Source organism: Pantoea sp. X-Soil-OKNW-556 (assembly GCF_059730695.1).
Window position 1 is genome coordinate 154,960 of sequence record NZ_AP035992.1, and the last position, 18,888, is coordinate 173,847.

The window sequence follows — 18,888 nt, forward strand, 5'->3', positions numbered from 1 at the left end:
TCCTTACACCAGTTGATTGATCCAGCGATTGAAATCATCATCCCCTTCACTCCCCAGCATCACCGCCAGCGCCAGTCCCAGCGAGGAGGTCAACGGCGTATGCCCGCTGCCGCCGCCAGCCCGCAGGTCCAGTACCAGCGTCGGACAACAAAACATCGCCAGCCGCACCACCCGCTGCCAGTTACCCGGTAACCAGCCTTTCTCACGCAACCTCGCCAGCAGCGGCCGCCAGTAGTTCTCCCCTTTGCTGTCAAGGAACGCAGCACGCAACGGCGTCAGTTGCCAGTTGTGGCTGACATGCAACGTATCGCCACGGCGTGCCACCGTGGCCTGATAGCGCCCGTCGGCTTGCCCGGGTTCATACAACCACAGCGGATGGGCAAAGATGTTATGGAAGGTGGCTTTCACCTCCGCCAGCAATGCCGGAATATGGCTGCCGGCGAAGGCGGGATCGAAACTGACCAACCGCGGTTGGTCGCCCTGGGTGTCATACCAGACATTGGCGTTGTGCGCATCGCCATGCGCCACGACCACACCATGCTGCGCCAACGCTGCCGGGGCCAGCAGTTGCCCGGCTTCGAGAAACAACTGACGCAGGCTGTGAGCGTAGCGCACCCCGTTGATCTCCCACTGCAACTGGCTGAGGGTTTGCCATGACAGCGTCTCGCCCGCGAGGATAAATTCTTTATCGACGTAAAAACGCTGCCCGCGCCCGCCCAGTCCGGCCGGTGCATCCGGTGAAATCAACCGGTGCCAGAACAGCTGATGGATGGGTTCCGCCACTACCTCATCTACGCTGCCACGTTGCAGCGTGGGCAGGGTTTTTTGCAGAATATCGCGGTCAGCGTGTTGCTGTGCCGTGATCACCGCCGCCTGCAACGCAGGATCGTCCCCCGCCTCAATTTCCCGACAGACATCCGCCAGTCGCCGATCGTTACGCAGGGTGTAGAGCAAAATCTGTCGTCCCGGCTCACCGCAGGCGTAGCAGGGGACATCCACCGCGAAACCATGCTCGCGCAGCAATTCGGCACGGTAGTACTCTTCAATGGTGTGTTCTTCGCTCTCTTCATGGTGATACTTGAAAAACAGGCGGCGACTGCCATCAAGGGTAACGTGGCCGTTCAGCGAATTGAGGCTGTATTGATCGCGGTTGATCGCCACATCACTGGCCGTCCCCCCCGTGACCTCACTGATCAACTGGGTGAGTTTCTGTTGCGCCCCCTGCCAGTCACCCGCGCGCGCCAGGGTACGCGCCTGCGCGGCCAACGGTTGCCGTGGTTCAGCGGTCATCCTTCTCTCCCATCAGCGTTTTACGCAGGTCGGACACCGCCAGTGCATGACCGGGGAATCCTTCATACAGCGCGAAGCGATGGGCTTTGGTTGCCAGTGCATCGTAACCCGCCGAAGTAACATAGCCGACCGAAACACGTTTCATATAATCAAACACCGACAGTGGCCCGGCGGTTTTCGCTGCACCGTTGGTGGGTAACACCGCATTCGGGCCGAGTACAAAGTTACCGAGGGTTATCGGGGTGTGCTGTCCAAGCAGGATTTCTCCGGCGTTACGAATCTGCGGCATGACCGCCAGCGGTTCACGCGCCAGAATCTCCAGGTGCTCCGGCGCGTACTGATTAACGAATTCAACCGCAGTGGCGAAGTCTTTGGTCAGCACCACGCCGCCATGTGTGCCGCACAGCACCGCCTGGGAAAACTCCGCGCGTTTCTCGCTCTGCTGCGCCCAGTAGCCGGGCAGCGCGGCAATCGCCTCTTCCGCCACGCGGCGGCTCGAGGTGACCAGATACGCCGAAGAATCCGGGCCATGTTCGGATTCAATCAGCAAATCTAACGCGGCCAGCGCGCCATCGACGCTGCCATCCGCCAGAATGATGCTCTCGCTGGGACCAGCCGGGACGCCGGGATCAATCAGATGTGTCAGTTGACGTTTCGCCGCCACCACCCACGGGCTGCCGGGGCCGACAATTTTCAGGCACTTTGGCACGCTCTCCGTACCATACGCCACGGCCGCTACGCCCTGTGCGCCGCCGCATTTATAAATTTCGGTGATGCCAACCAGTTTTGCTGCGACCAGCGTGGCGTCATCCACTTTGCCATCTGGTCCCGGTGGCGTGATCACCACCGGACGCGGTACTCCCGCTACCACCGCCGGGATGGTGGTCATAATCAGCACGCTGGGAAACGAGCCTTTCCCCCGTGGCACGTAGCAGGCGACGGCATCGATCGGGACGTGGCGATCGCCCGCAAACACGCCTGGCTGCATCTCCTTCAGCCACATCTCTTCCGGTTTTTGCGCCTCATGAAACTTACGCACGTTCTCCACCGAGAAACGAATCGACTCGATAACCTCCGGGTCCATTCGGGCAAAGGCGGCATCAAACTCTTCAGGCTCAGCGCGAATCGAGAAATGTTGCGGTTGCACCCCATCAAATTCACGCGCGAAGCGGATTAGCGCCGCATCCCCTTCGTTTTTTACCGCCTCGATAATCGGCGTGACGCGCGCAGCAAAGAACGAGAGATCAGACTCGGTGCGTTTAAAAAGCGCCTCCGGCAGGGTGTCGGCCTGGGTTAAATCGTGAAAAGTTACGGACATCGTGGTTTCCTTAAGTCAGTGGGTCGCGAGGGGCTGACGAATGCGTGACAACACCCGGTGCTGCAAATCAATGAACTCGGGATCGCGGCTCATTTCTTCGTGTCGTGGTCGGGGGAGATTCACCGGGAAGGTGCTGTCGATCACGCCCTGTCCCATAACCACGATGCGATCGGAGAGCCACACCGCTTCTTCAATGTCATGGGTAACAAACATCACCGTCAGGCGATGTTTTTCCCAGATTTCAATCAGTAACTGCTGCATCTGATGGCGGGTCATGGCATCCAGCGCGCCAAAGGGTTCGTCCATCAGCAGAATTTTCGGGCGATACGACAGTGCGCGCGCAATCGCCACACGTTGTTTCATGCCACCGGAAAGTTCACCCGGCCAGCGGTCACCGGCATTCTCCAGCCGAACCAGTTCGAGATGTTGCTGGGCAATCTCACGGCATTGCTTTGCCGGGGTGCCTGCCGCCTTCAGGGCAAACTCAATGTTTTGCCGCGCGGTTAACCACGGCAGCAAGGTGTAGGATTGAAACACCACGCCGCGATCCAATCCCGGCCCGGTGATGGATCGCCCATCCACCAGCACGTCACCGCCTTCGAACTCCTCTAACCCGGCGGCAATCGACAACAGGGTGCTTTTGCCACAGCCGGATGCGCCGACAATCGAGACAAATTCGTTATCATTCAGGGTTAAATCAATCCCATGCAGCACCCGCCGTTGGGTTTTGCCCAGTGGGAAACTTTTTTCCAGTTTGGATAAGGTCAGCGTGGCCATCAGGAGCGCCTCCGGTTGTAGCGGAATAACACGCGTTCAGCCGCGCGCATCAGTTGGTCGGTGATCAGGCCCAACAATCCCAGCAGCAGGATGTAGCCGATAATGGTGTCGGTCTGGAAGTAGCGCTGGGACACCACGATGCGGTAGCCGAGGCCAGAGGTGGAAGCCACCAGCTCTGCCAGCACCAGCCAGGTCCATGCCCAGCCCAGACTGATACGCAGCGCATCCCAGATAGCGGGCAAGGCGGCGGGTAACACAATGCGCAGCAGGATTTTGCGATCGGGCATACCCAGGGTGCGCCCCAGACCAATAAAATCTACCGGTACGCGTTTCACCGCATCCATCATCATCAGCACCTGCTGGAAAAAGGTGCCGATCCAGATCACCAAAAACTTCTGCACATCGTCGGTGCCGGTCCACAAAATGGTCAGCGGTACAAACGCCACCACCGGCATATAGCGGATGAAATCCACCAGCGGTTCGAAAATGGCTTTGAACAGGCCATAACACCCGGCCAGCACACCGATCACAATCGACATCAACGAGGAGATCACAAAAGCAATGGCGATGCGATAAAGGCTGCTCTGCACATCGCTCCATAAGGTGCCGTCACCGGCTAAGCGCACCATGCGTTGCCAGACCTGATCAAGGCCCGGCAGAAAGATCGCCGGGATCGTGCCGTTACGGGTTGCCAGCCACCAACTGATCAGCAACAGCGCAAACACCGCGACGGCGATGCTGAGAAACTGCCCCCGTGAGGGGGCGCGACCAATGGTGAGCAGCGACCAGCGACGCCGCCGTGCATGAGAGGGACGGTTGACGGCGTCCAGTTTTAAAGAACTCATTACGCCTCCGGGGAGGATTACTGTGCGTTAACGAAGCTGGCGTCAATCACCTGCGCGGGTGTTACCGGTTGGCTGATAATCCCGGCTTCGGTTGCCGCTTTCAGGACATGCGGGAAGGTGGTGGTACTGTATTCGCCGCCCAGTACCGCCTTGTTCTCCGCCAGGGTGTAATATTTCACGCCATCAAACGCGGTGTTGAGATCCTCGACGCTGGCGCCTACCGCTTTAGCAATAATGGCGCGATCCGCCGGGGTGTTGGCCTGATAATGCGCCACGGCAGCATCCCAGGTTTTAATCAGGGCGGCAATCTGGCCGGGTTTCTTTTTGATCACGTCATCACGTACCACCAGCACGTCGCTGATTAACCCCGGGTCAGATGCACCGCTGTAGAGCATCTTCAGGCTGGGATCCCCCTTCATCGCTACCGAAAGATAAGGTTCGTAGGTCACCGCGACCGGGACGCGTTTAGCGATCAACGCGCTCCCGGCAGACGACGCCGGCATCGGCACCGGTTTGATATCGCTGTACTTCAGACCCGCCTTGGCCAGCGCGCTGCGCAGCAAAATGTCGCTGGTGGTGCCTTCTTCATAGGCGACCTGCTTCCCTTTCAGGTCTTTTAACGACGTGACATCTTTGGAAACCAGCATTGCATCGGCGGTCTGACTGCGGTCCAGTAACAGGACCACTTTGACCGGTAACCCGGCGGAGATCATGCCCATGGCGGTGTGTGTGGCAATGTTGGCGGCATCAATCTGACCACTCGCCAGCGCGGCGTTAATATCTTTATCTTCCGCGAAGTTAATCACCTCAACGTTGTCTAATCCCTGCTGCTTATACAGGTTGTGTGCGGTGGCCACATGCCATTGGCCGTAACCCAGCCAGGGTTCAATCCCCATCTTTAACGTGCCTGCTTCCGGTGCCGGTGCGGCCAGGCTACTGGCAGACGCGATCAAACCAAAACAACAGGCCGCCGCAAGGGTCGTTTTCAACGTACGCAGAGATAGCATGCTGATTTCCTTCTGGTAAAAAGTTAAGAGTGATTGTTGTCAGAGCATGTATATACAACTGCAAGCAAATTAAGTGCCAGGATTACAGCCCGCTACAGCAGGACCAACGCGAGATGTTGCACAAAAGTTGCGCACCAAAGGAGAGCATTGCACAGTTTTCAGTCAGCGCAAACAGGTTCGCTGGCAATGTTAGTGATCGCGCAGGGATTCCGTCATGGTCGGAAGGATTTTGATTTTGCAGATAATGATGAAATGAACAGACAGATTCTCATCTCTGATGCGAGGCAAATCACAAACTGCGCATGCAATAATAAAAACCCTGGTTTTATTATAAATTTAACTTATTGATTTAAAATAATATTTTATTTTTATTTTGTATTTTTACGATAAACCGTTACTTGTTCGCGGAATTGATGTTTAACAGGTAAAAAACGTATTATCGCGGCGGGTGCTTGAGGCTTTCTGCCTTAAGCATGCAGTTGCTGACGGCGGAAAGAGAAAAGCCCCAGGAAGATTATCCATCAACCTGAGGCTGCCCTTGATGCCCAGATAACATCAAGGTAGCCTCTTACGCGCCGTAAGGCAAGGAGGTACAGGCATGAAACAGGAAAGTCTTCATCATTGTGATCCTTATCATTCTGGTGACGCAGAAGAATCTTTGCGAGATTCGATTGCGAACCGGAGTCGCGGAGGTCGCTGTTTCAATGGCATGTAGCACTCTGAAGTAAGATGTCACCACGGCGGGGCTCGCCCCGCCGTTTTGTTGTTGTCAGGCAAGGCACTCAGGCACCCTTCTTCATTCTCTCCTGATGGAGATCCCACTCACATTTCTCATATGAAGCCTAAAAAAAGTGACCGTTTATTAATTAATTTGTCATTGATTTTTATAAAAATATCACAGGATATCTTGTAAAAATGAGGGCGATGTTATGCATTCGGGTAATTGATGTGCTGGCAGGGAATAAGTAGACTCGCGGCGGGTGCCTGGGGCTTTCTGCCTTATGCATGCCATTGCTGACGGCAGAAAGAGAAAAGCCCCAGGTGACTGTAAATCAACCTGAGGCCTCATCTTTATGCCTGAACAACATAAAGGTAGCCTCTTACATGCCGTAAGGCAAGAGGTAACAACCATGAAGCAGCATACGACGATAATGTTTGTCACCCTGCTGATACTGGCGGTGACAGCCGTCATCCTGGTCTCGCGTAAGGATCTCTGTGAAATACGGTATCGCACCGCAGTAACGGAGGTTGCTGTTTCGCTGGCGTGTGAAACCTCGAAGTAAGGGCCACAACGGCGGGGTTCGCCCCGCCGTTCCGGTTGTTGTCAGGCAAAGGCCTTCAGGCACCCTTCTTACCCTCCGGTAGCGGCGCGATTTATCGCGCAATTACCGGAGAGTTGTCGGAAAAACAGCGCGATTGCAGTTACCCATAAACACTTAATGACGCCAAAATCCGGGTAAAGTAGTCATCCGCCCGTTTCTGGGCCAATTTACCATCGCGTGCCTCCAGAGCTTCCACCAACGGCGTCAGCTCCCGCAACGTTTGCTCGCGCACGATGTCGCTCACCGCCGAATGCAACGAATGTTGGCCGTCATACTGCACCGCGCGACGGTCGGCAATCACGTTATCGAAGATCTGAATCAGGAAGCGGTTACGCGTTGCGGCAAACATCGCCTGATGCACCGCGTAAATATGTTCTTTATATTGCAGCCACTCCTGCGTTTCACGAATGCCCTGCAAATGGTGGCGCATTTTGGCAAAGTCTTCTTCGGTCGCACGGGCAGTGACCAGCGTCATCATCATCGGCTCGAACAGCAGGCGTCCTTCGAGGATCTCGCTGTAAGTCGGCACTTCTTTGTGCCAGGCGGCCACCGGGCGGTCGGTGTCGCTCAACTGTTGGTTCAGGTTTTCCGACAGGTACGAGCCGCTACCCACCTTACGCGTGACTAATCCCTGCGTCGACATCATCGCCAACACGTTGCGAATGGTGCTGCGTGAGGTCGCAAAGCGGCGCGCCAGCTCACGCTCGTTGGGTAATTTATCCCCCGCTTTTAAATCCCCCTCACGGATGGCCTGCATAATTGAGCGGTACACGCTCACGGCGGCGGTTTTATCGTGGCCGACAATGCGTTGGGAGATGTCATCAGTGCTGTTCATCCGGCGACTCCTGGAGAATATCCTTAAATGGCTGACCAATTTGGTCAGCTGGCGGCGATTATAGCCTGAGTTCGCCACCTCCGCGAGTGGCGAAATCAGCAAATTTATGCTGTCAGATCCTTTACTTATTAGGGTGACAGCCGGATATCCGGTCTTAACGTGACCCCACTCACAACCCGGTCATACAAATTGCTTATTGGTTAACCATTATGGTTGACCAATAAAAACCAGCGTGGTCATAATGCCGAAAAAATCCATACAGGGCAAAAAATGAACACCTCCGTCGCAACGCCATTATCCCCCACTGATTGCCGCTTGAGCGATCATTTGCACACGCTGGGCATTGAACTTCCCCCGGTGCCGACACCGGTCGCCAATTTTGTCACCTGGCGGGTATTTGGCAACTTTCTTTATCTCTCCGGCCAGGGGCCGCTTGAAGCCAATGGACATCTGCATACCGGCAAAGTGGGCGATGAAGTGAGCGTGGAGGATGCGTATCAGCACGCACGCCTGACCGGTCTTAATCTGTTGGCCGTCGCCCGTCAGGCCACTGGCGATCTCGGTACGATTAAAAGCGTGGTCAAGTTGCTGGGTTGGGTCAACGCGCAGGATAGCTTTCAGCAACATCCGCAGGTGATTAACGGCTGTTCCGATCTGTTTGTCGAGGTGTTTGGCGAGCAGATTGGGCGCGGGGCACGTTCTGCCATCGGCGCAGGATCGCTGCCGCAGAACCAGACGGTCGAAATCGAAGCCATTCTCGAACTTGAGGAGGCGGTTGCCGATGGATTACGTGTTTGATTTTGCCTCGCTGCTGCCGTACCGCGATGTACTGGCAAAGGGGCTGATAGAAACCGCCCTCTATGCCCTGCTGTCGATCCTGTTTGGGTTGAGTATCGGTGCGGTCTGTGCGTTGACGCTGGTGTATGCCCGCACCGCCTGGCGGCGACTGGTGCGCGGTTATGTGGAGTTTTTTCGCAATACACCATCGCTGGTGCAACTGTTTTTGATTTACTTCGGCCTGCCCAGTCTCGGCTTGCATCTCTCGCCGCCGGTCGCCGGGATCATCGCCCTGTCGCTGTATTGCGGCGCCTATATGACGGAGATCCTGCGCGCCGGGCTGATTTCGCTGCCACGCGGTTTAAGCGAGGCCGGTGAAGCGCTTGGACTATCAAAACGCCAGATCATCACCCATGTACTGACGCTACCGGCGATGCAGAACGTGTTCCCGGCGCTCGCCAGCCAGATGGTGCTGACGCTGATCGGCACCAGCCTGATTTCGCAAATTGGCGTGGAAGAGATCTTCCACAGCGGCAGCTTTGTTGACTCACGTACCTTTCGCAGCTTTGAAATCTATCTGCTGATTTGCGGCCTCTACTTCTTCGCCGTCAGCCTGATGAAAGTGTTGCTGCGCATGGTGTGGTATCGCTTTCAGGCACGGAGGTAACCATGCGCGGTCTTTCTTTACATGATGTCTGGATGATCGTCAGCGCCCTGCGCTGGACGTTGTTGCTGGCGCTCTGCACCTTTGCCTGTGGCGCGGTGATCGGGCTGCTGGTGGCGATGGCACGCACTTCCCATCAGCGCGGCTTGCGGGCCGTGGCCTGGTTTTATGTCGAACTGATCCAGGGCATTCCGCTGCTTGGCATGTTGTTCCTGCTGTTCTTCGGGATGCCGGTGTTTCTCGGTATAGACGTCAGCTCGTTTACCGCTGCGCTGGTCGCCTTCTCGCTCTCTGCCGGAGCCTTTCTCGGCGAGATCTGGCGCGGCAGCATTGTGGCGGTGCCGCAAGGACAATGGGAAGCCTCGTTGTCGTTGGGGATCTCGCGGCTGCAAATGCTGCGTACCGTGATCCTGCCGCAGGCGTTGCGCCTGTCGCTGCCACCGACCGTGGGTTTCTCCGTTCAACTGATCAAAAACACCTCACTGGCAGCGCTGGTGGGCTTTGTGGAGCTGACCCGATCCGGGCAGATTGTCAGCGGCTCAACCCTGCAACCGCTGCTGATTTATCTGCTGGTGGCGCTCTGTTATTTCGCGCTGTGCTTTCCGCTGGCGCGTCTCTCCCTTCACCTGGAGGCACGTTTCCATGTCGCTGGTCGTCATTAATGCCGTAAAGAAAAGTTTCGGACCTAACGAGGTGCTGCGTGGCATCACCACCACCGTCGATCGCGGCGATATCGTCACCATTATCGGCAAAAGTGGATCGGGAAAAAGTACGCTGCTGCGTTGCATTAACGGGCTGGAGAAACCGGACAGCGGCAGCATTCACGTCGGCGGCCTGCCAGTGGGAGGGTCCCCCGCCGAGTTACAGAAGCTGCGCCAGAATGTCGGCATGGTGTTTCAGAGCTTCAACCTGTTTCCCCATCTGACGGCCGCAGAGAACGTGACGCTGGCACCGTTGCTGACCCGCCGCATCACCAAAGCCGAAGCGCCCGCGTTGGCAAAACGCCTGCTGGAACAAGTCGGGCTGGGGCAGAAACGTGATGCCTTTCCCTCGTCGCTGTCTGGCGGTCAGCAGCAGCGCGTGGCCATCGCCCGCGCGCTGGCGATGTCACCGGAAGTGATGTTGTTTGATGAAGCCACCTCGGCACTCGATCCGGAATTGGTGGGCGAGGTGCTGCGGGTGATGGAAGACCTGGCAAAAGAAGGCATGACGATGATTGCGGTGACCCATGAGATGGCGTTTGCCCGCAAGGTATCCAGCAAAGTGATTTTTATGCATCAGGGCGAGGTATGGGAGAGTGGCCCGCCTGCCGAGGTGTTTGGTGCTCCCCGCACCCCGGAATTACAACGCTTTGTACAAACCCCCGTTTAACGACACCGGAGAACAGACATGAAAACAATCGGTAAAACCCTGGCGCTGGTGGCGCTGTGTACCCTGCCGTTACTGGCGCAGGCCAACTCGCTCGATGACATCAAATCCCGTGGCGTACTGCGCGTGGCAACCACCGTGGATGCCGCACCCTGGGGCTTCACCGATGCCGCAGGCAAACCCACCGGGCTGGATGTGGAGCTGGCGCAGAAACTGGCCGACAACATGGGGGTGAAGCTCCAGCTGCAACAAGTTACCGGCGCTAACCGTATTCCTTATCTGATGTCACGCAAGGTCGATGTGCTGATCGCCGCGCTCGGCTCCAGCCCGGAACGCGCCAAACTGGTGAACTTCTCGGAACCCTATGCGGCGGTATATCTCGGCGTGTATGGCGGTAGCGATGTGAAAAAAGTCACCAAACTGAGCGAGCTCGGCAATGCCACCATCGCGGTGCCAAAAGGCTCAACCCCGGATTTGACCCTCAGCGATCAGTACCCGCAGGGTAACTATCTGCGTCTGGAAGACACCGCGTCGGCGGTCAGCGCCTTTTTAGCCGGTCAGGCACCGATGTTCGCTGAAAATAACCTGATTGCGCAGAAAGTCGCAGAGGAAAATCCGGCGAAGCATATCGAGCTGAAATACCTGCTGCGTAAAAGCCCTGCTTACATCGCGATACGTCCTGGTCAGCCGGAGCTGATGACCGCCATCAACCAGTTTATCGATAAAAGCACCCAGGACGGCGAGCTGCCTGCGCTGCGCCAGAAATGGTTTAACGATGCGCAAAACGACCTGAAAACGGAGCAGTAACCATGTCGACAGTGTTTAGCGAGATCGATTTTAACCGTCAGGGTAAGCAGGTGGGCTTTGCGCATTTGCCACTGTCGGCGCATACCGACGCCTGGGGGACTATCGCCATGCCGCTGGCGGTGATCGCCAACGGTAACGGGCCGACGGTGTTGATTACCGGCGGGATCCACGGTGACGAGTATGAAGGGCCGATTATTATCAATGAACTGATCCGCGATCTGACGCCGGATCAGCTTCAGGGCCGCCTGATCCTGCTGCCCTGCGCCAATACCCCGGCGGTGCGCGCTTCGATGCGTGTCAGCCCGCTTGATAACAAAAATCTGGCGCGCGTCTTTCCCGGTAACCCGTGGGGCACGCCGACCGAACAGATCGCCGCCTGGATCCACGATGCCCTCTTCCCACTGTGCGATTTCTACCTTGATCTGCACAGCGGCGGCAGCTCGCTGTTTATAGAAGAGAGTGCACAGGTGGTAGTCACCGAGGAACTCAGCCCGCAGGTACGTGAGCAAAGCGAAGCCATGGCGCGCGCTTTTGCCGCCACGCTGACGGTGGTCACCAACAATATGGGTGATCCGCGCACCAGTTGTGGCGCAGCGGCAAACCTCGGCTTACCGGCAATTGCGGCGGAGATGGGCTGGAACGGCAGTGTGTCACCGCGCGGGGTGAAGCGTACCCGTGCCGCAGTCGCGCGGGTGCTGAATCATTTGGGCCTGATCGCCACGGAAACAGTCCCCGCCGAGGCATCGCAACAGGTGTTTATCCCGGCAGGGGGAAATTTGCTGTCGCCGGGCAGATTTATTCACAACGCACTTTTGGTGCCACCGCGCAGGGCAACAGCCTCGCGGTGCTGGTACAGGATGTTAAGTGATGATCGAGGATATTAACGTTAACGACTATCTGGCCGCGCTGGAACGGGTGCGTCCCTGGGTACGTAAAACGCCGCTGGTGGAGGCCGCCCCGTGGCAGCCTGTGCCGGGAATTGAACTGCGCCTGAAGGCGGAATGTTCGCAAGTGACCGGATCCTTTAAGGCACGCGGCGCATTCAATCGCGTGCTTAATCTGCCACAACAGGTTCGTCAGCAGGGACTGGCGACCGCTTCGGGTGGTAACTTTGGTGCCGCAGTCGCTTATGTCGGCCAGCAGTTAGCACTGCCTGCTGACGTGTTTGTGATGAACACCAGCACCGAGCTGACACGTCAGCGCATCGAAAGCTACGGGGCCAAACTGACGGTAGAAGGCGATTTCTGGGATCAGAGCTGGGATGCGGCGGGTGCACGTATTCAGGAAACCGGCGGTGCCCTGCTCCATCCCTACGCTGACCGCGATGTGATTATTGGTCAGGGCACAATAGCACTGGAAATCCTCGAACAATGGCCCGAGGTCGAGACGCTGGTGGTGTCAATCGGTGGTGGCGGTTTGATTGCCGGTGTGGCGCAGGCGGCGAAGCTGTTGAAACCGGGCATTCGTATTATCGGCGTCGAGGCGGCAGGTTGCCCGATGATGTGGACCAGTCGCCAACAGCAGCAAATCGTCAAACTGGAGCAGGTGAAAACCATTGTGCCGATCCTCGCTGCCCGCTCAACCGAAGCGATTAACTTTGCGCTGGTGGAACAGTACGTTGATGAGATCGTGCTGGTGCCGGAAGATCAGGTCGAGGCATCGGCGCGTGAAGTCTGGGCAGCAACCGGCCTGGCGATTGAATTGGGGGCCGCAACAGCGGTGGCTGCGGTGACGCGTCAGCTGTTTAGCCTCAAACCGGATGAGAAAATTGCTGTGGTACTGTGTGGCAGTGGCACGAATGGAATTTAAGAGGTTTAATTAAAACTCTTACTGAGTTAAAAAATCAATAAGGGATGAATATAAAGCCCTTAAGATGTTTCACGTATTTGTAGCGGCGCGAGTTGAGAAGGGTGCCTGAAGGCTTTTGCCTGACAACAACCGAAACGGCGGGGCGAACCCCGCCGATGTGGCCCTTACTTCAAGATTTCACAAGCCAGTGAAACAGCCACCTCCGTTTCCAGGGTGCGATACCGTATTTCACAGAGATCCTTGCGCGAGACCAGGATGACGGCTGCCACCGCCAGTATCGGCAGAGTGAAAAACATTATCTGCTGTTTCATGGTTGTGTTTCCTCTTGCCTTGCGGCATGTAAGAGGCTACCTTTATGTTGTTGAGGCATAAAGATGAGACCTCAGGTTGATTTACAATCACCTGGGGTTTTTTTCTTTCTGCCGTCAGCAAATGCATGCTTAAGGCAGAAAGCCCCAAGCACCCGCCGCGATAATACTTTTTCTGCATGTTAAGCATCAATTCCGCGAACAAGTAACAATTCATCGTAAAAACTCAAAATAGCATTTAAATCTATTTAAAAATCAATGGATTAAATAATCCATTTCTGAGATTTTTTTTACAACACTTCTCTGTTTTGTGATTTATCTCCCATTCGAAGTATGGTCACGATAAATCGCTAAACATGACAACCGTGTTATAATAAAGGCCATAAAATCACCCCTTATGCATAAAATTTGGCATCAGGAGCTTTATATATGTCCCTTAACCTCTACTCTGAAGCCCGATTGCTGTCTGAATTAGGGCAGCGGTTGAAAGATCACCGCCTGCGCCGCAATCTGCTGCAAAAGGATCTGGCGGCGAAAGCCGGGATCTCGGTTTCCGCCCTGAAGAACCTCGAAAACGACGGTAAAGCCACGCTGGAAAATTTTATGAAAGTGGTGTTTGCCCTGCGACTGGAAAAAGAGCTGACCGGGCTGTTTACTCCACCGGCGCTGAGTATCGCGCAGGTTGAAGCCCTGAAGCAGCCTGGCCGACAACGTGCGACCCAACGTAAGGGGAAAGGCCAATGATCAAGAACTATCCCCCCCTTCAGCGACTGGAAATTATCTACCAGGGCTGGGGTGAACACTTCCCACTGGGCATTCTGGCGGCAGGCAGGGATCGCGGCCAGTGGTTGTTTGAATACTCGCCCAAGGGTATCGAACGCGACCTTGAATTGTCACCGCTGCTGCATCCGCCGGTCAGCACCACTTATGCCGACTTTGAACGACATCAGGAGGGTATTCCCGGTTTTATTGCCGACTCATTACCCGATGGCTGGGGTCGGTTACTGATGGATCGTCTGTTACGGCGTAATAATATCGAACCAGCGGCCTTGTCGGTGTTGGATCGACTGGCAATGTTAGGTGATAACACGATGGGTGCCCTCACCTATCGACCGCTGCTCGATATGCCCGAGCAGGACAACCCGCATCAGCATATTGATGACCTGATCGTCCTGGCCGGGCAGATCCAGATTGAAGTCGCCGGCCAGGACTCAGAGGTACTGCCAGAACTGGTGAGGCTGGGTGGTTCACCACACGGCGCGCGTCCCAAGGTACTGGTAGAGTTCGATGCCGCAACTGGCCGTATTGCCGCACAACCCTTCGCGGGTAGCCATCCCTGGCTGATAAAGTTCCCCGCGGCTCAGGAAGGGGTATGGGTGTGTGCGCTGGAAGAGGTGTATGCCCGACTGGCACGGCAGGCTGGCATCAATTTTCCTGACAGCCGCTGGTTTGATTTGGGTAACGGTTTATCTGCTTTCGGGGTGAAACGTTTTGATCGCCAGGCAGGCATGCGTGTGCCAGTGCTGAGTATGGCGGGAGCATTGCAGGCTGACTTCCGCCTCCCCTGTCTCGACTACAGCGATATCTTGCAGGCAACGGGAATGATCACCCGTTCAAGGGTGGAACGGGAAATCCAGGCACGCCGGATGGTTTTCAATGTTCTGATGAACAACCAGGATGATCACGCTAAAAACTTCGCTTTTATCCTGAATCAGCAAGATGAGTGGCAGGTTTCCCCCGCCTACGATCTGACCTTACAAATGGGGCCGGGCGGCCAGCATCAGACGTCGGTGGCGGGTTATGGCCGCGATATCAGCCGCAAAGCCTTATTAAAAGCGGCGGCATCCGCAGATATCGCGGGCAAGACGCTGAATCGTATCATTGAAGAGGTGAGCGACGTGGCAGCGATGTTTGTGCAAACGGCGCAGGCGTTGGGCGATGCAATCCCGGCCAGCGTGATTAAAGCCACTGCGGATAAAATCCACGCCAATATCAGCGCGCTGGATTAATAATGAACACTTCCCGACTTAGCATAAAATAATAACGCACGCCGAGTGATTAACAGATCACCATGCGAGTCGGGGTTATTTCACTCGAAATACATTCTGCCATCGAATAAGCCGCCCAGTTATTTTTTCCTGTCACAGAGGCAACATAATCTTCTGGGTTGAAATTAATTACAGATGTTTCGATGCCAAATGTGGAAAGATCATGCGTCAGTGATGAAAAAAGACTCTCCACTCCCTTACTGATAGCATAATTTACTGCCCTGTCTGTCGGCGATTTTTTATCATGGGCAGAGGATACCAGGATGAGCCTGCCCTCATTTTTATATCGGAAGTACGGAATAATTTCACGTATCAGCAAGATCGGATTGGTTAATCCGAAGCTGACGGAGGATATAATTTCATCAGCTGACATATCCTCCACCGATTTTGTTAATAAGGTGTTGTCGCACAATATCACCCCATCGACACTGGAAAAATCGTCAATAACAGACTGAAGATATGAGGCGATTCCCCGGCTATCGTTTCGAGCGATCTCCACCCCAACAAATTGGTTTGGGAACCGGGACGTCAGGTCGGCAACTTTAATATAATCTTCAACAATAGCAGAGACATAGCATCCATTCTGCAATAACTGCACAACAATTTCTTTACCCAGCCCGGACTCCGCGCCAGTAACGATCCATTTCATCTTTTTCATCTGTCACATTGCCATCATCACACCCGGCATTGGTGTGGACTTATTAGACTAATAACACAACTGCGGGCGGTTTTAATTTATCAAACTGTGCTAAACCGTGATCAACTGCACATCAATAGAACTATTTTACCTAATTGTGCGGATTTTACTTACATAGATTTACTGAGCAGAAAATGAATGTTACATACCATCACTGCGGAAATAAGTTCCCGCATTACTAAATATTACAAGCAGTGGTTTTTTCGAGGAATAAAATGAGCAAGCACATTAAAAAGCTATCCTTAGTGGTGGCAGGCCTGATCATGGCCAACGCATCACATGCAGCAGAAGTTTATAACAAAGATGGTAACAAATTAGATATTAACGGCATGGTAGTGGGTGAAAATTATATCACCAACGATCAAAGCCAGAATGGTGACCAATCGTACATGCGTTTTGGTTTCCGTGGTGAAACGCAAATTACTGACCAGCTGACCGGTTACGGATTCTGGCAGGCGCAGTGGAATTTGAATCAGGCGGAAAACGAATCCGACTCGATGTATACCCGTAAAGGTTTCGCCGGTGTTAAATATGGCGACTACGGTTCGTTCGATTACGGTCGTAACTCTGGCGTGATGTACGATGCTCTGAGCTACACCGATATGCAGCCTGAGTTCGACGGCATGACCTATAACTCAGACACCTTCCTGTTCAACCGTGGCAATGGTATGGCGACCTATCGCAACACCAACTTCTTCGGTCTGGTGGATGGACTGAAGTTCGCGCTGCAATATCAGGGCAAAAACGACGGCGGCGGCGAGCCGGGCGTGCGTGATGTGCTGCGTCAGAATGGTGACGGTTACGGCATGTCAGCATCTTATGACATTGGCGCAGGCTTCAGTCTGGCCGGTGCGTTCATGAGTGCCGACCGTACCAACGAGCAAAACAGCGTGACCAGCGGCATTATGGGCCACGGTACCCGCGCAGAAGCCTACACCACGGCGTTGAAATACGATGCGAACAACATCTACCTGGCCTTTATGTACACCAAAGCCTACAACGCCTCACGTTTCGGCTCCAGCTCAGGCGGTGCTTACGGTTATGCCAACCAGTCTGACCTGTTCGAAGCCTATGCGGGCTACACCTTCGACTTCGGTCTGGTGCCGTTTGTGGGATATAACCAGACCCGTGCCAAAGACCTTGGTGCTTCCGGCGATGGCAACACCTATGGCAGCCAGGATCTGGTTAAATTTATCGACATCGGTGCGACCTATAATTTCAACAAGAACATGAACGCTTATGTTGATTACAAGATCAACCTGATCGACAGCAGCGAGTTCACTGAATCCGCCGGGATCAGCACCGACGATGTGGTGGCCGTGGGCCTTGTTTATCAGTTCTGATGCATTAATGCTTTACTGATAATAAAATCCGGGAACATGGCGTTTCCGGATTTTTTTGAATCTCATGGAAAGTATTTGTCTACCAAGGCATACAGGATAGCGGCAGTTTCCGCATCAACGATTCCTTGATAATTTTTCTGACGAAAGTGAAGCTGGAATGCCCGAATCAGATTGCGGTAGCCACTATCTGACACTGCCATCGTAGTGTCATAGCCATATTTACTCAGTTTGGCAATGATGTCTGCTTTGGCCGGAAGCGCACTCAAGAACTGCGTCTGGTAACGTAATTGCGTCGCATCATCGTACCATGCGCCAATACCGGCATCATAAAGCGCTTTCCACGGGAATACGGCCCCCGGATCGCTTTTTCTCTCGGGTGAAATGTCACTGTGCCCAATAATATGGGTAGGGACTATATCGGGATAACGCAGGAGGATATTCGCGGCAAGTTGCTTAATCGCTTCGGTCTGCACGGGATTATAAGGTGGGAATATCTGTACGCCATTATTATCCTGCGCTAAATTAACAATTTCAATGCCTATTGAAGTATCATTTAAATTACTGCGCCCTGCCCATGTACTGACTCCGGCATGCCATGCACGTTCATTTTCATCGACCAGATTAAAAATACGCATATCCTTAAAGCCCGCAGCAATATAGCTTTTATCCAGGGGATCAGGGACGAGATAATGCGCACTGACGGAAGAACCGGTCAGGGCGTTGATTGACGCTTTAAAATCAATGGCTGTGTAATGAAAAACCAGGAAGCGAACCCGCCGGTTAAACCCTTTGACCGAGCGATAACTATTATAATCAATCTGGTACATAAACAATGCCTCTCTTAGCGATGAAATCCACGTTTAGCCGGATAAGATCGACAACTTATCGCACTTTGCTGGCCTTGCCGCCAGGCTCTGTACCGGACTTAGAAAGAATCTCAAATTCTTCTCCCTGCATGTGCATGACTTCACCTGAGGAGAAGGTTAATAACCCCCTGACCTTCCCTTTGAAATAAGTCTTGTTCTCCTCGGGGTTGCTTTCCTGATGCTCAGCAGAGATGTCTATTTTTGTCGCTACAGGCACATCAAAAGAGGCTACTGATTTTCCATGACTCATGACATATATCGTCGCTGGCAGCGTATTCGCCAGTGTTGGCTGGCTAAATAAAACCAAAGCCATGATTATTGATTTTTTATAAATCTTCATCACATTATCCTTCACGTAAAGAAAACGCCACTAGGGTATTGTCTTTTATCATCCGTTTCAGGATTTAAATGTAAATTCACGATTAAATACAATAAACTTACGATATCAGGCAGGATTTATTTGATATTTTCCTGAAAAAAAGAATTTCATGACTTTTTTGCAAAAAAAAAGCCGCCTGATAAGGCGGCCTTGTTGGTACTACGTTTTATTATTTGTACAACTCTGCGGTCATATGAACGCGGTTATTGGTGTTGGCTTCAGTAATTTTGTACTGATCACCATGCTGTGCTGCCTGAGCGGCGATTTGCGCTTCAGCACCGTCCAGGGTATCGGCGGTGACAGAAACGCTCTGCGCGAAGCTGGCAAATGACATCATAGAAAAAGCGGCGACAGCGGCGATTGACATTGCTTTGATGGTTTTCATGGTCTTATTCCTTCATTTGTTTGTGTGGAAGGCAGTGTGCCTT

At 54.0% G+C, this 18,888-nt stretch carries 23 protein-coding genes; 12 read left to right on the top strand and 11 right to left on the bottom strand.

Annotation, left to right across the window (positions count from 1 at the left end; genetic code table 11):
* Positions 1-3 precede the first annotated feature (3 nt).
* The 5 genes from AC6I8T_RS24375 to AC6I8T_RS24395 are packed head-to-tail and all read right to left on the bottom strand — an operon-like array spanning position 4 to position 5,237.
* Positions 4-1,290, bottom strand: a complete 1,287-nt coding sequence (locus tag AC6I8T_RS24375; protein ID WP_497834626.1) for a hypothetical protein — start codon at positions 1,288-1,290, stop codon at positions 4-6.
* Positions 1,280-2,608, bottom strand: coding sequence for a histidinol dehydrogenase (gene hisD, locus AC6I8T_RS24380; RefSeq protein WP_497834627.1), 1,329 nt, complete (start codon positions 2,606-2,608; stop codon positions 1,280-1,282). Before hisD ends, AC6I8T_RS24375 begins: the two co-directional genes overlap by 11 nt.
* 15 nt (positions 2,609-2,623) lie before the next feature.
* Positions 2,624-3,385 (bottom strand): ABC transporter ATP-binding protein, encoded by a 762-nt coding sequence (locus AC6I8T_RS24385; protein ID WP_021185415.1) that lies wholly within the window; start codon positions 3,383-3,385, stop codon positions 2,624-2,626.
* The gene (locus AC6I8T_RS24390) at positions 3,385-4,230 is read right to left on the bottom strand and encodes an ABC transporter permease (protein ID WP_208726837.1); all 846 of its coding nucleotides are present in this window, start codon (positions 4,228-4,230) and stop codon (positions 3,385-3,387) included. Before AC6I8T_RS24390 ends, AC6I8T_RS24385 begins: the two co-directional genes overlap by 1 nt.
* 17 nt (positions 4,231-4,247) lie before the next feature.
* The gene (locus AC6I8T_RS24395; RefSeq protein WP_497834628.1) at positions 4,248-5,237 is read right to left on the bottom strand and encodes an ABC transporter substrate-binding protein; all 990 of its coding nucleotides are present in this window, start codon (positions 5,235-5,237) and stop codon (positions 4,248-4,250) included.
* A gap of 623 nt (positions 5,238-5,860) precedes the next feature.
* Here AC6I8T_RS24395 and AC6I8T_RS24400 point away from each other — a divergent pair.
* Together AC6I8T_RS24400 and AC6I8T_RS24405 are read left to right on the top strand one after the other, a co-directional pair.
* The gene (locus AC6I8T_RS24400) at positions 5,861-5,965 is read left to right on the top strand and encodes a Hok/Gef family protein (protein WP_497834629.1); all 105 of its coding nucleotides are present in this window, start codon (positions 5,861-5,863) and stop codon (positions 5,963-5,965) included.
* Between the two features lie 402 nt (positions 5,966-6,367).
* The gene (locus tag AC6I8T_RS24405) at positions 6,368-6,520 is read left to right on the top strand and encodes a Hok/Gef family protein (RefSeq protein WP_497831752.1); all 153 of its coding nucleotides are present in this window, start codon (positions 6,368-6,370) and stop codon (positions 6,518-6,520) included.
* Positions 6,521-6,659: 139 nt separating this feature from the next.
* On the opposite strand, the gene AC6I8T_RS24410 is transcribed toward AC6I8T_RS24405, so the two are convergent.
* Positions 6,660-7,394 carry a FadR/GntR family transcriptional regulator gene (locus tag AC6I8T_RS24410; RefSeq protein ID WP_021185419.1) on the bottom strand — a complete coding sequence of 245 codons (735 nt, stop codon included), beginning with the start codon at positions 7,392-7,394 and terminating at the stop codon, positions 6,660-6,662.
* Between the two features lie 270 nt (positions 7,395-7,664).
* Between AC6I8T_RS24410 and AC6I8T_RS24415 the strand changes: the two genes are divergently transcribed.
* Genes AC6I8T_RS24415 through AC6I8T_RS24445 form a run of 7 tightly spaced genes read left to right on the top strand, consistent with a single transcriptional unit; the run spans position 7,665 to position 12,819 of the window.
* Positions 7,665-8,192, top strand: a complete 528-nt coding sequence (locus tag AC6I8T_RS24415) for a RidA family protein (protein WP_497834630.1) — start codon at positions 7,665-7,667, stop codon at positions 8,190-8,192.
* Positions 8,176-8,838: an amino acid ABC transporter permease gene (locus tag AC6I8T_RS24420; protein ID WP_497834631.1), complete on the top strand. Its 663-nt coding sequence runs from the start codon at positions 8,176-8,178 to the stop codon at positions 8,836-8,838. The genes AC6I8T_RS24415 and AC6I8T_RS24420 overlap by 17 nt, the downstream gene beginning before the upstream one ends.
* Before the next feature lie 2 nt (positions 8,839-8,840).
* Positions 8,841-9,497, top strand: a complete 657-nt coding sequence (locus tag AC6I8T_RS24425) for an amino acid ABC transporter permease (protein ID WP_021185422.1) — start codon at positions 8,841-8,843, stop codon at positions 9,495-9,497.
* Positions 9,478-10,206 carry an amino acid ABC transporter ATP-binding protein gene (locus tag AC6I8T_RS24430; protein ID WP_021185423.1) on the top strand — a complete coding sequence of 243 codons (729 nt, stop codon included), beginning with the start codon at positions 9,478-9,480 and terminating at the stop codon, positions 10,204-10,206. The genes AC6I8T_RS24425 and AC6I8T_RS24430 overlap by 20 nt, the downstream gene beginning before the upstream one ends.
* 18 nt (positions 10,207-10,224) lie before the next feature.
* Complete coding sequence (locus tag AC6I8T_RS24435) at positions 10,225-11,010, top strand: transporter substrate-binding domain-containing protein (protein ID WP_497834632.1); 786 nt, start codon at positions 10,225-10,227, stop codon at positions 11,008-11,010.
* Between the two features lie 2 nt (positions 11,011-11,012).
* Positions 11,013-11,894 carry a succinylglutamate desuccinylase/aspartoacylase family protein gene (locus AC6I8T_RS24440; protein ID WP_497834633.1) on the top strand — a complete coding sequence of 294 codons (882 nt, stop codon included), beginning with the start codon at positions 11,013-11,015 and terminating at the stop codon, positions 11,892-11,894.
* Positions 11,878-12,819 carry a threonine ammonia-lyase gene (locus AC6I8T_RS24445; RefSeq protein WP_497834634.1) on the top strand — a complete coding sequence of 314 codons (942 nt, stop codon included), beginning with the start codon at positions 11,878-11,880 and terminating at the stop codon, positions 12,817-12,819. Before AC6I8T_RS24440 ends, AC6I8T_RS24445 begins: the two co-directional genes overlap by 17 nt.
* Positions 12,820-12,983: 164 nt before the next feature.
* Here the strand turns inward: AC6I8T_RS24445 and AC6I8T_RS24450 are convergent, their stop codons facing one another.
* Positions 12,984-13,130 (bottom strand): Hok/Gef family protein, encoded by a 147-nt coding sequence (locus tag AC6I8T_RS24450; protein WP_497834635.1) that lies wholly within the window; start codon positions 13,128-13,130, stop codon positions 12,984-12,986.
* A gap of 426 nt (positions 13,131-13,556) precedes the next feature.
* Between AC6I8T_RS24450 and AC6I8T_RS24455 the strand changes: the two genes are divergently transcribed.
* Positions 13,557-13,871 (top strand): helix-turn-helix domain-containing protein, encoded by a 315-nt coding sequence (locus tag AC6I8T_RS24455; protein ID WP_208726844.1) that lies wholly within the window; start codon positions 13,557-13,559, stop codon positions 13,869-13,871.
* Positions 13,868-15,136 carry a type II toxin-antitoxin system HipA family toxin gene (locus AC6I8T_RS24460; RefSeq protein WP_497834636.1) on the top strand — a complete coding sequence of 423 codons (1,269 nt, stop codon included), beginning with the start codon at positions 13,868-13,870 and terminating at the stop codon, positions 15,134-15,136. Before AC6I8T_RS24455 ends, AC6I8T_RS24460 begins: the two co-directional genes overlap by 4 nt.
* A 49-nt stretch (positions 15,137-15,185) precedes the next feature.
* On the opposite strand, the gene AC6I8T_RS24465 is transcribed toward AC6I8T_RS24460, so the two are convergent.
* Complete coding sequence (locus tag AC6I8T_RS24465; protein ID WP_208726846.1) at positions 15,186-15,833, bottom strand: SDR family NAD(P)-dependent oxidoreductase; 648 nt, start codon at positions 15,831-15,833, stop codon at positions 15,186-15,188.
* Positions 15,834-16,087: 254 nt separating this feature from the next.
* Here AC6I8T_RS24465 and ompC point away from each other — a divergent pair, with 254 nt between their 5' ends.
* Positions 16,088-17,215 carry a porin OmpC gene (gene ompC / locus AC6I8T_RS24470; protein WP_021185429.1) on the top strand — a complete coding sequence of 376 codons (1,128 nt, stop codon included), beginning with the start codon at positions 16,088-16,090 and terminating at the stop codon, positions 17,213-17,215.
* Positions 17,216-17,277: 62 nt separating this feature from the next.
* Here the strand turns inward: ompC and AC6I8T_RS24475 are convergent, their stop codons facing one another.
* The 3 genes from AC6I8T_RS24475 to AC6I8T_RS24485 all read right to left on the bottom strand — a co-directional run bounded on the left by AC6I8T_RS24475 (position 17,278) and on the right by AC6I8T_RS24485 (position 18,845).
* The gene (locus AC6I8T_RS24475) at positions 17,278-18,042 is read right to left on the bottom strand and encodes an N-acetylmuramoyl-L-alanine amidase (protein ID WP_497834637.1); all 765 of its coding nucleotides are present in this window, start codon (positions 18,040-18,042) and stop codon (positions 17,278-17,280) included.
* Between the two features lie 55 nt (positions 18,043-18,097).
* Positions 18,098-18,421, bottom strand: coding sequence for a hypothetical protein (locus tag AC6I8T_RS24480; protein ID WP_497834638.1), 324 nt, complete (start codon positions 18,419-18,421; stop codon positions 18,098-18,100).
* A 208-nt stretch (positions 18,422-18,629) separates the two neighbouring features.
* Positions 18,630-18,845, bottom strand: a complete 216-nt coding sequence (locus AC6I8T_RS24485; protein WP_208726847.1) for a YdgH/BhsA/McbA-like domain containing protein — start codon at positions 18,843-18,845, stop codon at positions 18,630-18,632.
* Positions 18,846-18,888 lie beyond the last annotated feature (43 nt).

Coding starts and splice junctions, on each gene's coding strand:
- AC6I8T_RS24375 (WP_497834626.1), bottom strand. CDS start 1,290: ATGACCGCTGAACCACGGCAACCGTTGGCCGCGCAGGCGCGTACCCTG.
- hisD (WP_497834627.1), bottom strand. CDS start 2,608: ATGTCCGTAACTTTTCACGATTTAACCCAGGCCGACACCCTGCCGGAG.
- AC6I8T_RS24385 (WP_021185415.1), bottom strand. CDS start 3,385: ATGGCCACGCTGACCTTATCCAAACTGGAAAAAAGTTTCCCACTGGGC.
- AC6I8T_RS24390 (WP_208726837.1), bottom strand. CDS start 4,230: ATGAGTTCTTTAAAACTGGACGCCGTCAACCGTCCCTCTCATGCACGG.
- AC6I8T_RS24395 (WP_497834628.1), bottom strand. CDS start 5,237: ATGCTATCTCTGCGTACGTTGAAAACGACCCTTGCGGCGGCCTGTTGT.
- AC6I8T_RS24405 (WP_497831752.1), top strand. CDS start 6,368: ATGAAGCAGCATACGACGATAATGTTTGTCACCCTGCTGATACTGGCG.
- AC6I8T_RS24410 (WP_021185419.1), bottom strand. CDS start 7,394: ATGAACAGCACTGATGACATCTCCCAACGCATTGTCGGCCACGATAAA.
- AC6I8T_RS24415 (WP_497834630.1), top strand. CDS start 7,665: ATGAACACCTCCGTCGCAACGCCATTATCCCCCACTGATTGCCGCTTG.
- AC6I8T_RS24420 (WP_497834631.1), top strand. CDS start 8,176: ATGGATTACGTGTTTGATTTTGCCTCGCTGCTGCCGTACCGCGATGTA.
- AC6I8T_RS24425 (WP_021185422.1), top strand. CDS start 8,841: ATGCGCGGTCTTTCTTTACATGATGTCTGGATGATCGTCAGCGCCCTG.
- AC6I8T_RS24430 (WP_021185423.1), top strand. CDS start 9,478: ATGTCGCTGGTCGTCATTAATGCCGTAAAGAAAAGTTTCGGACCTAAC.
- AC6I8T_RS24435 (WP_497834632.1), top strand. CDS start 10,225: ATGAAAACAATCGGTAAAACCCTGGCGCTGGTGGCGCTGTGTACCCTG.
- AC6I8T_RS24440 (WP_497834633.1), top strand. CDS start 11,013: ATGTCGACAGTGTTTAGCGAGATCGATTTTAACCGTCAGGGTAAGCAG.
- AC6I8T_RS24445 (WP_497834634.1), top strand. CDS start 11,878: ATGATCGAGGATATTAACGTTAACGACTATCTGGCCGCGCTGGAACGG.
- AC6I8T_RS24450 (WP_497834635.1), bottom strand. CDS start 13,130: ATGAAACAGCAGATAATGTTTTTCACTCTGCCGATACTGGCGGTGGCA.
- AC6I8T_RS24455 (WP_208726844.1), top strand. CDS start 13,557: ATGTCCCTTAACCTCTACTCTGAAGCCCGATTGCTGTCTGAATTAGGG.
- AC6I8T_RS24460 (WP_497834636.1), top strand. CDS start 13,868: ATGATCAAGAACTATCCCCCCCTTCAGCGACTGGAAATTATCTACCAG.
- AC6I8T_RS24465 (WP_208726846.1), bottom strand. CDS start 15,833: ATGAAAAAGATGAAATGGATCGTTACTGGCGCGGAGTCCGGGCTGGGT.
- ompC (WP_021185429.1), top strand. CDS start 16,088: ATGAGCAAGCACATTAAAAAGCTATCCTTAGTGGTGGCAGGCCTGATC.
- AC6I8T_RS24475 (WP_497834637.1), bottom strand. CDS start 18,042: ATGTACCAGATTGATTATAATAGTTATCGCTCGGTCAAAGGGTTTAAC.
- AC6I8T_RS24480 (WP_497834638.1), bottom strand. CDS start 18,421: ATGAAGATTTATAAAAAATCAATAATCATGGCTTTGGTTTTATTTAGC.
- AC6I8T_RS24485 (WP_208726847.1), bottom strand. CDS start 18,845: ATGAAAACCATCAAAGCAATGTCAATCGCCGCTGTCGCCGCTTTTTCT.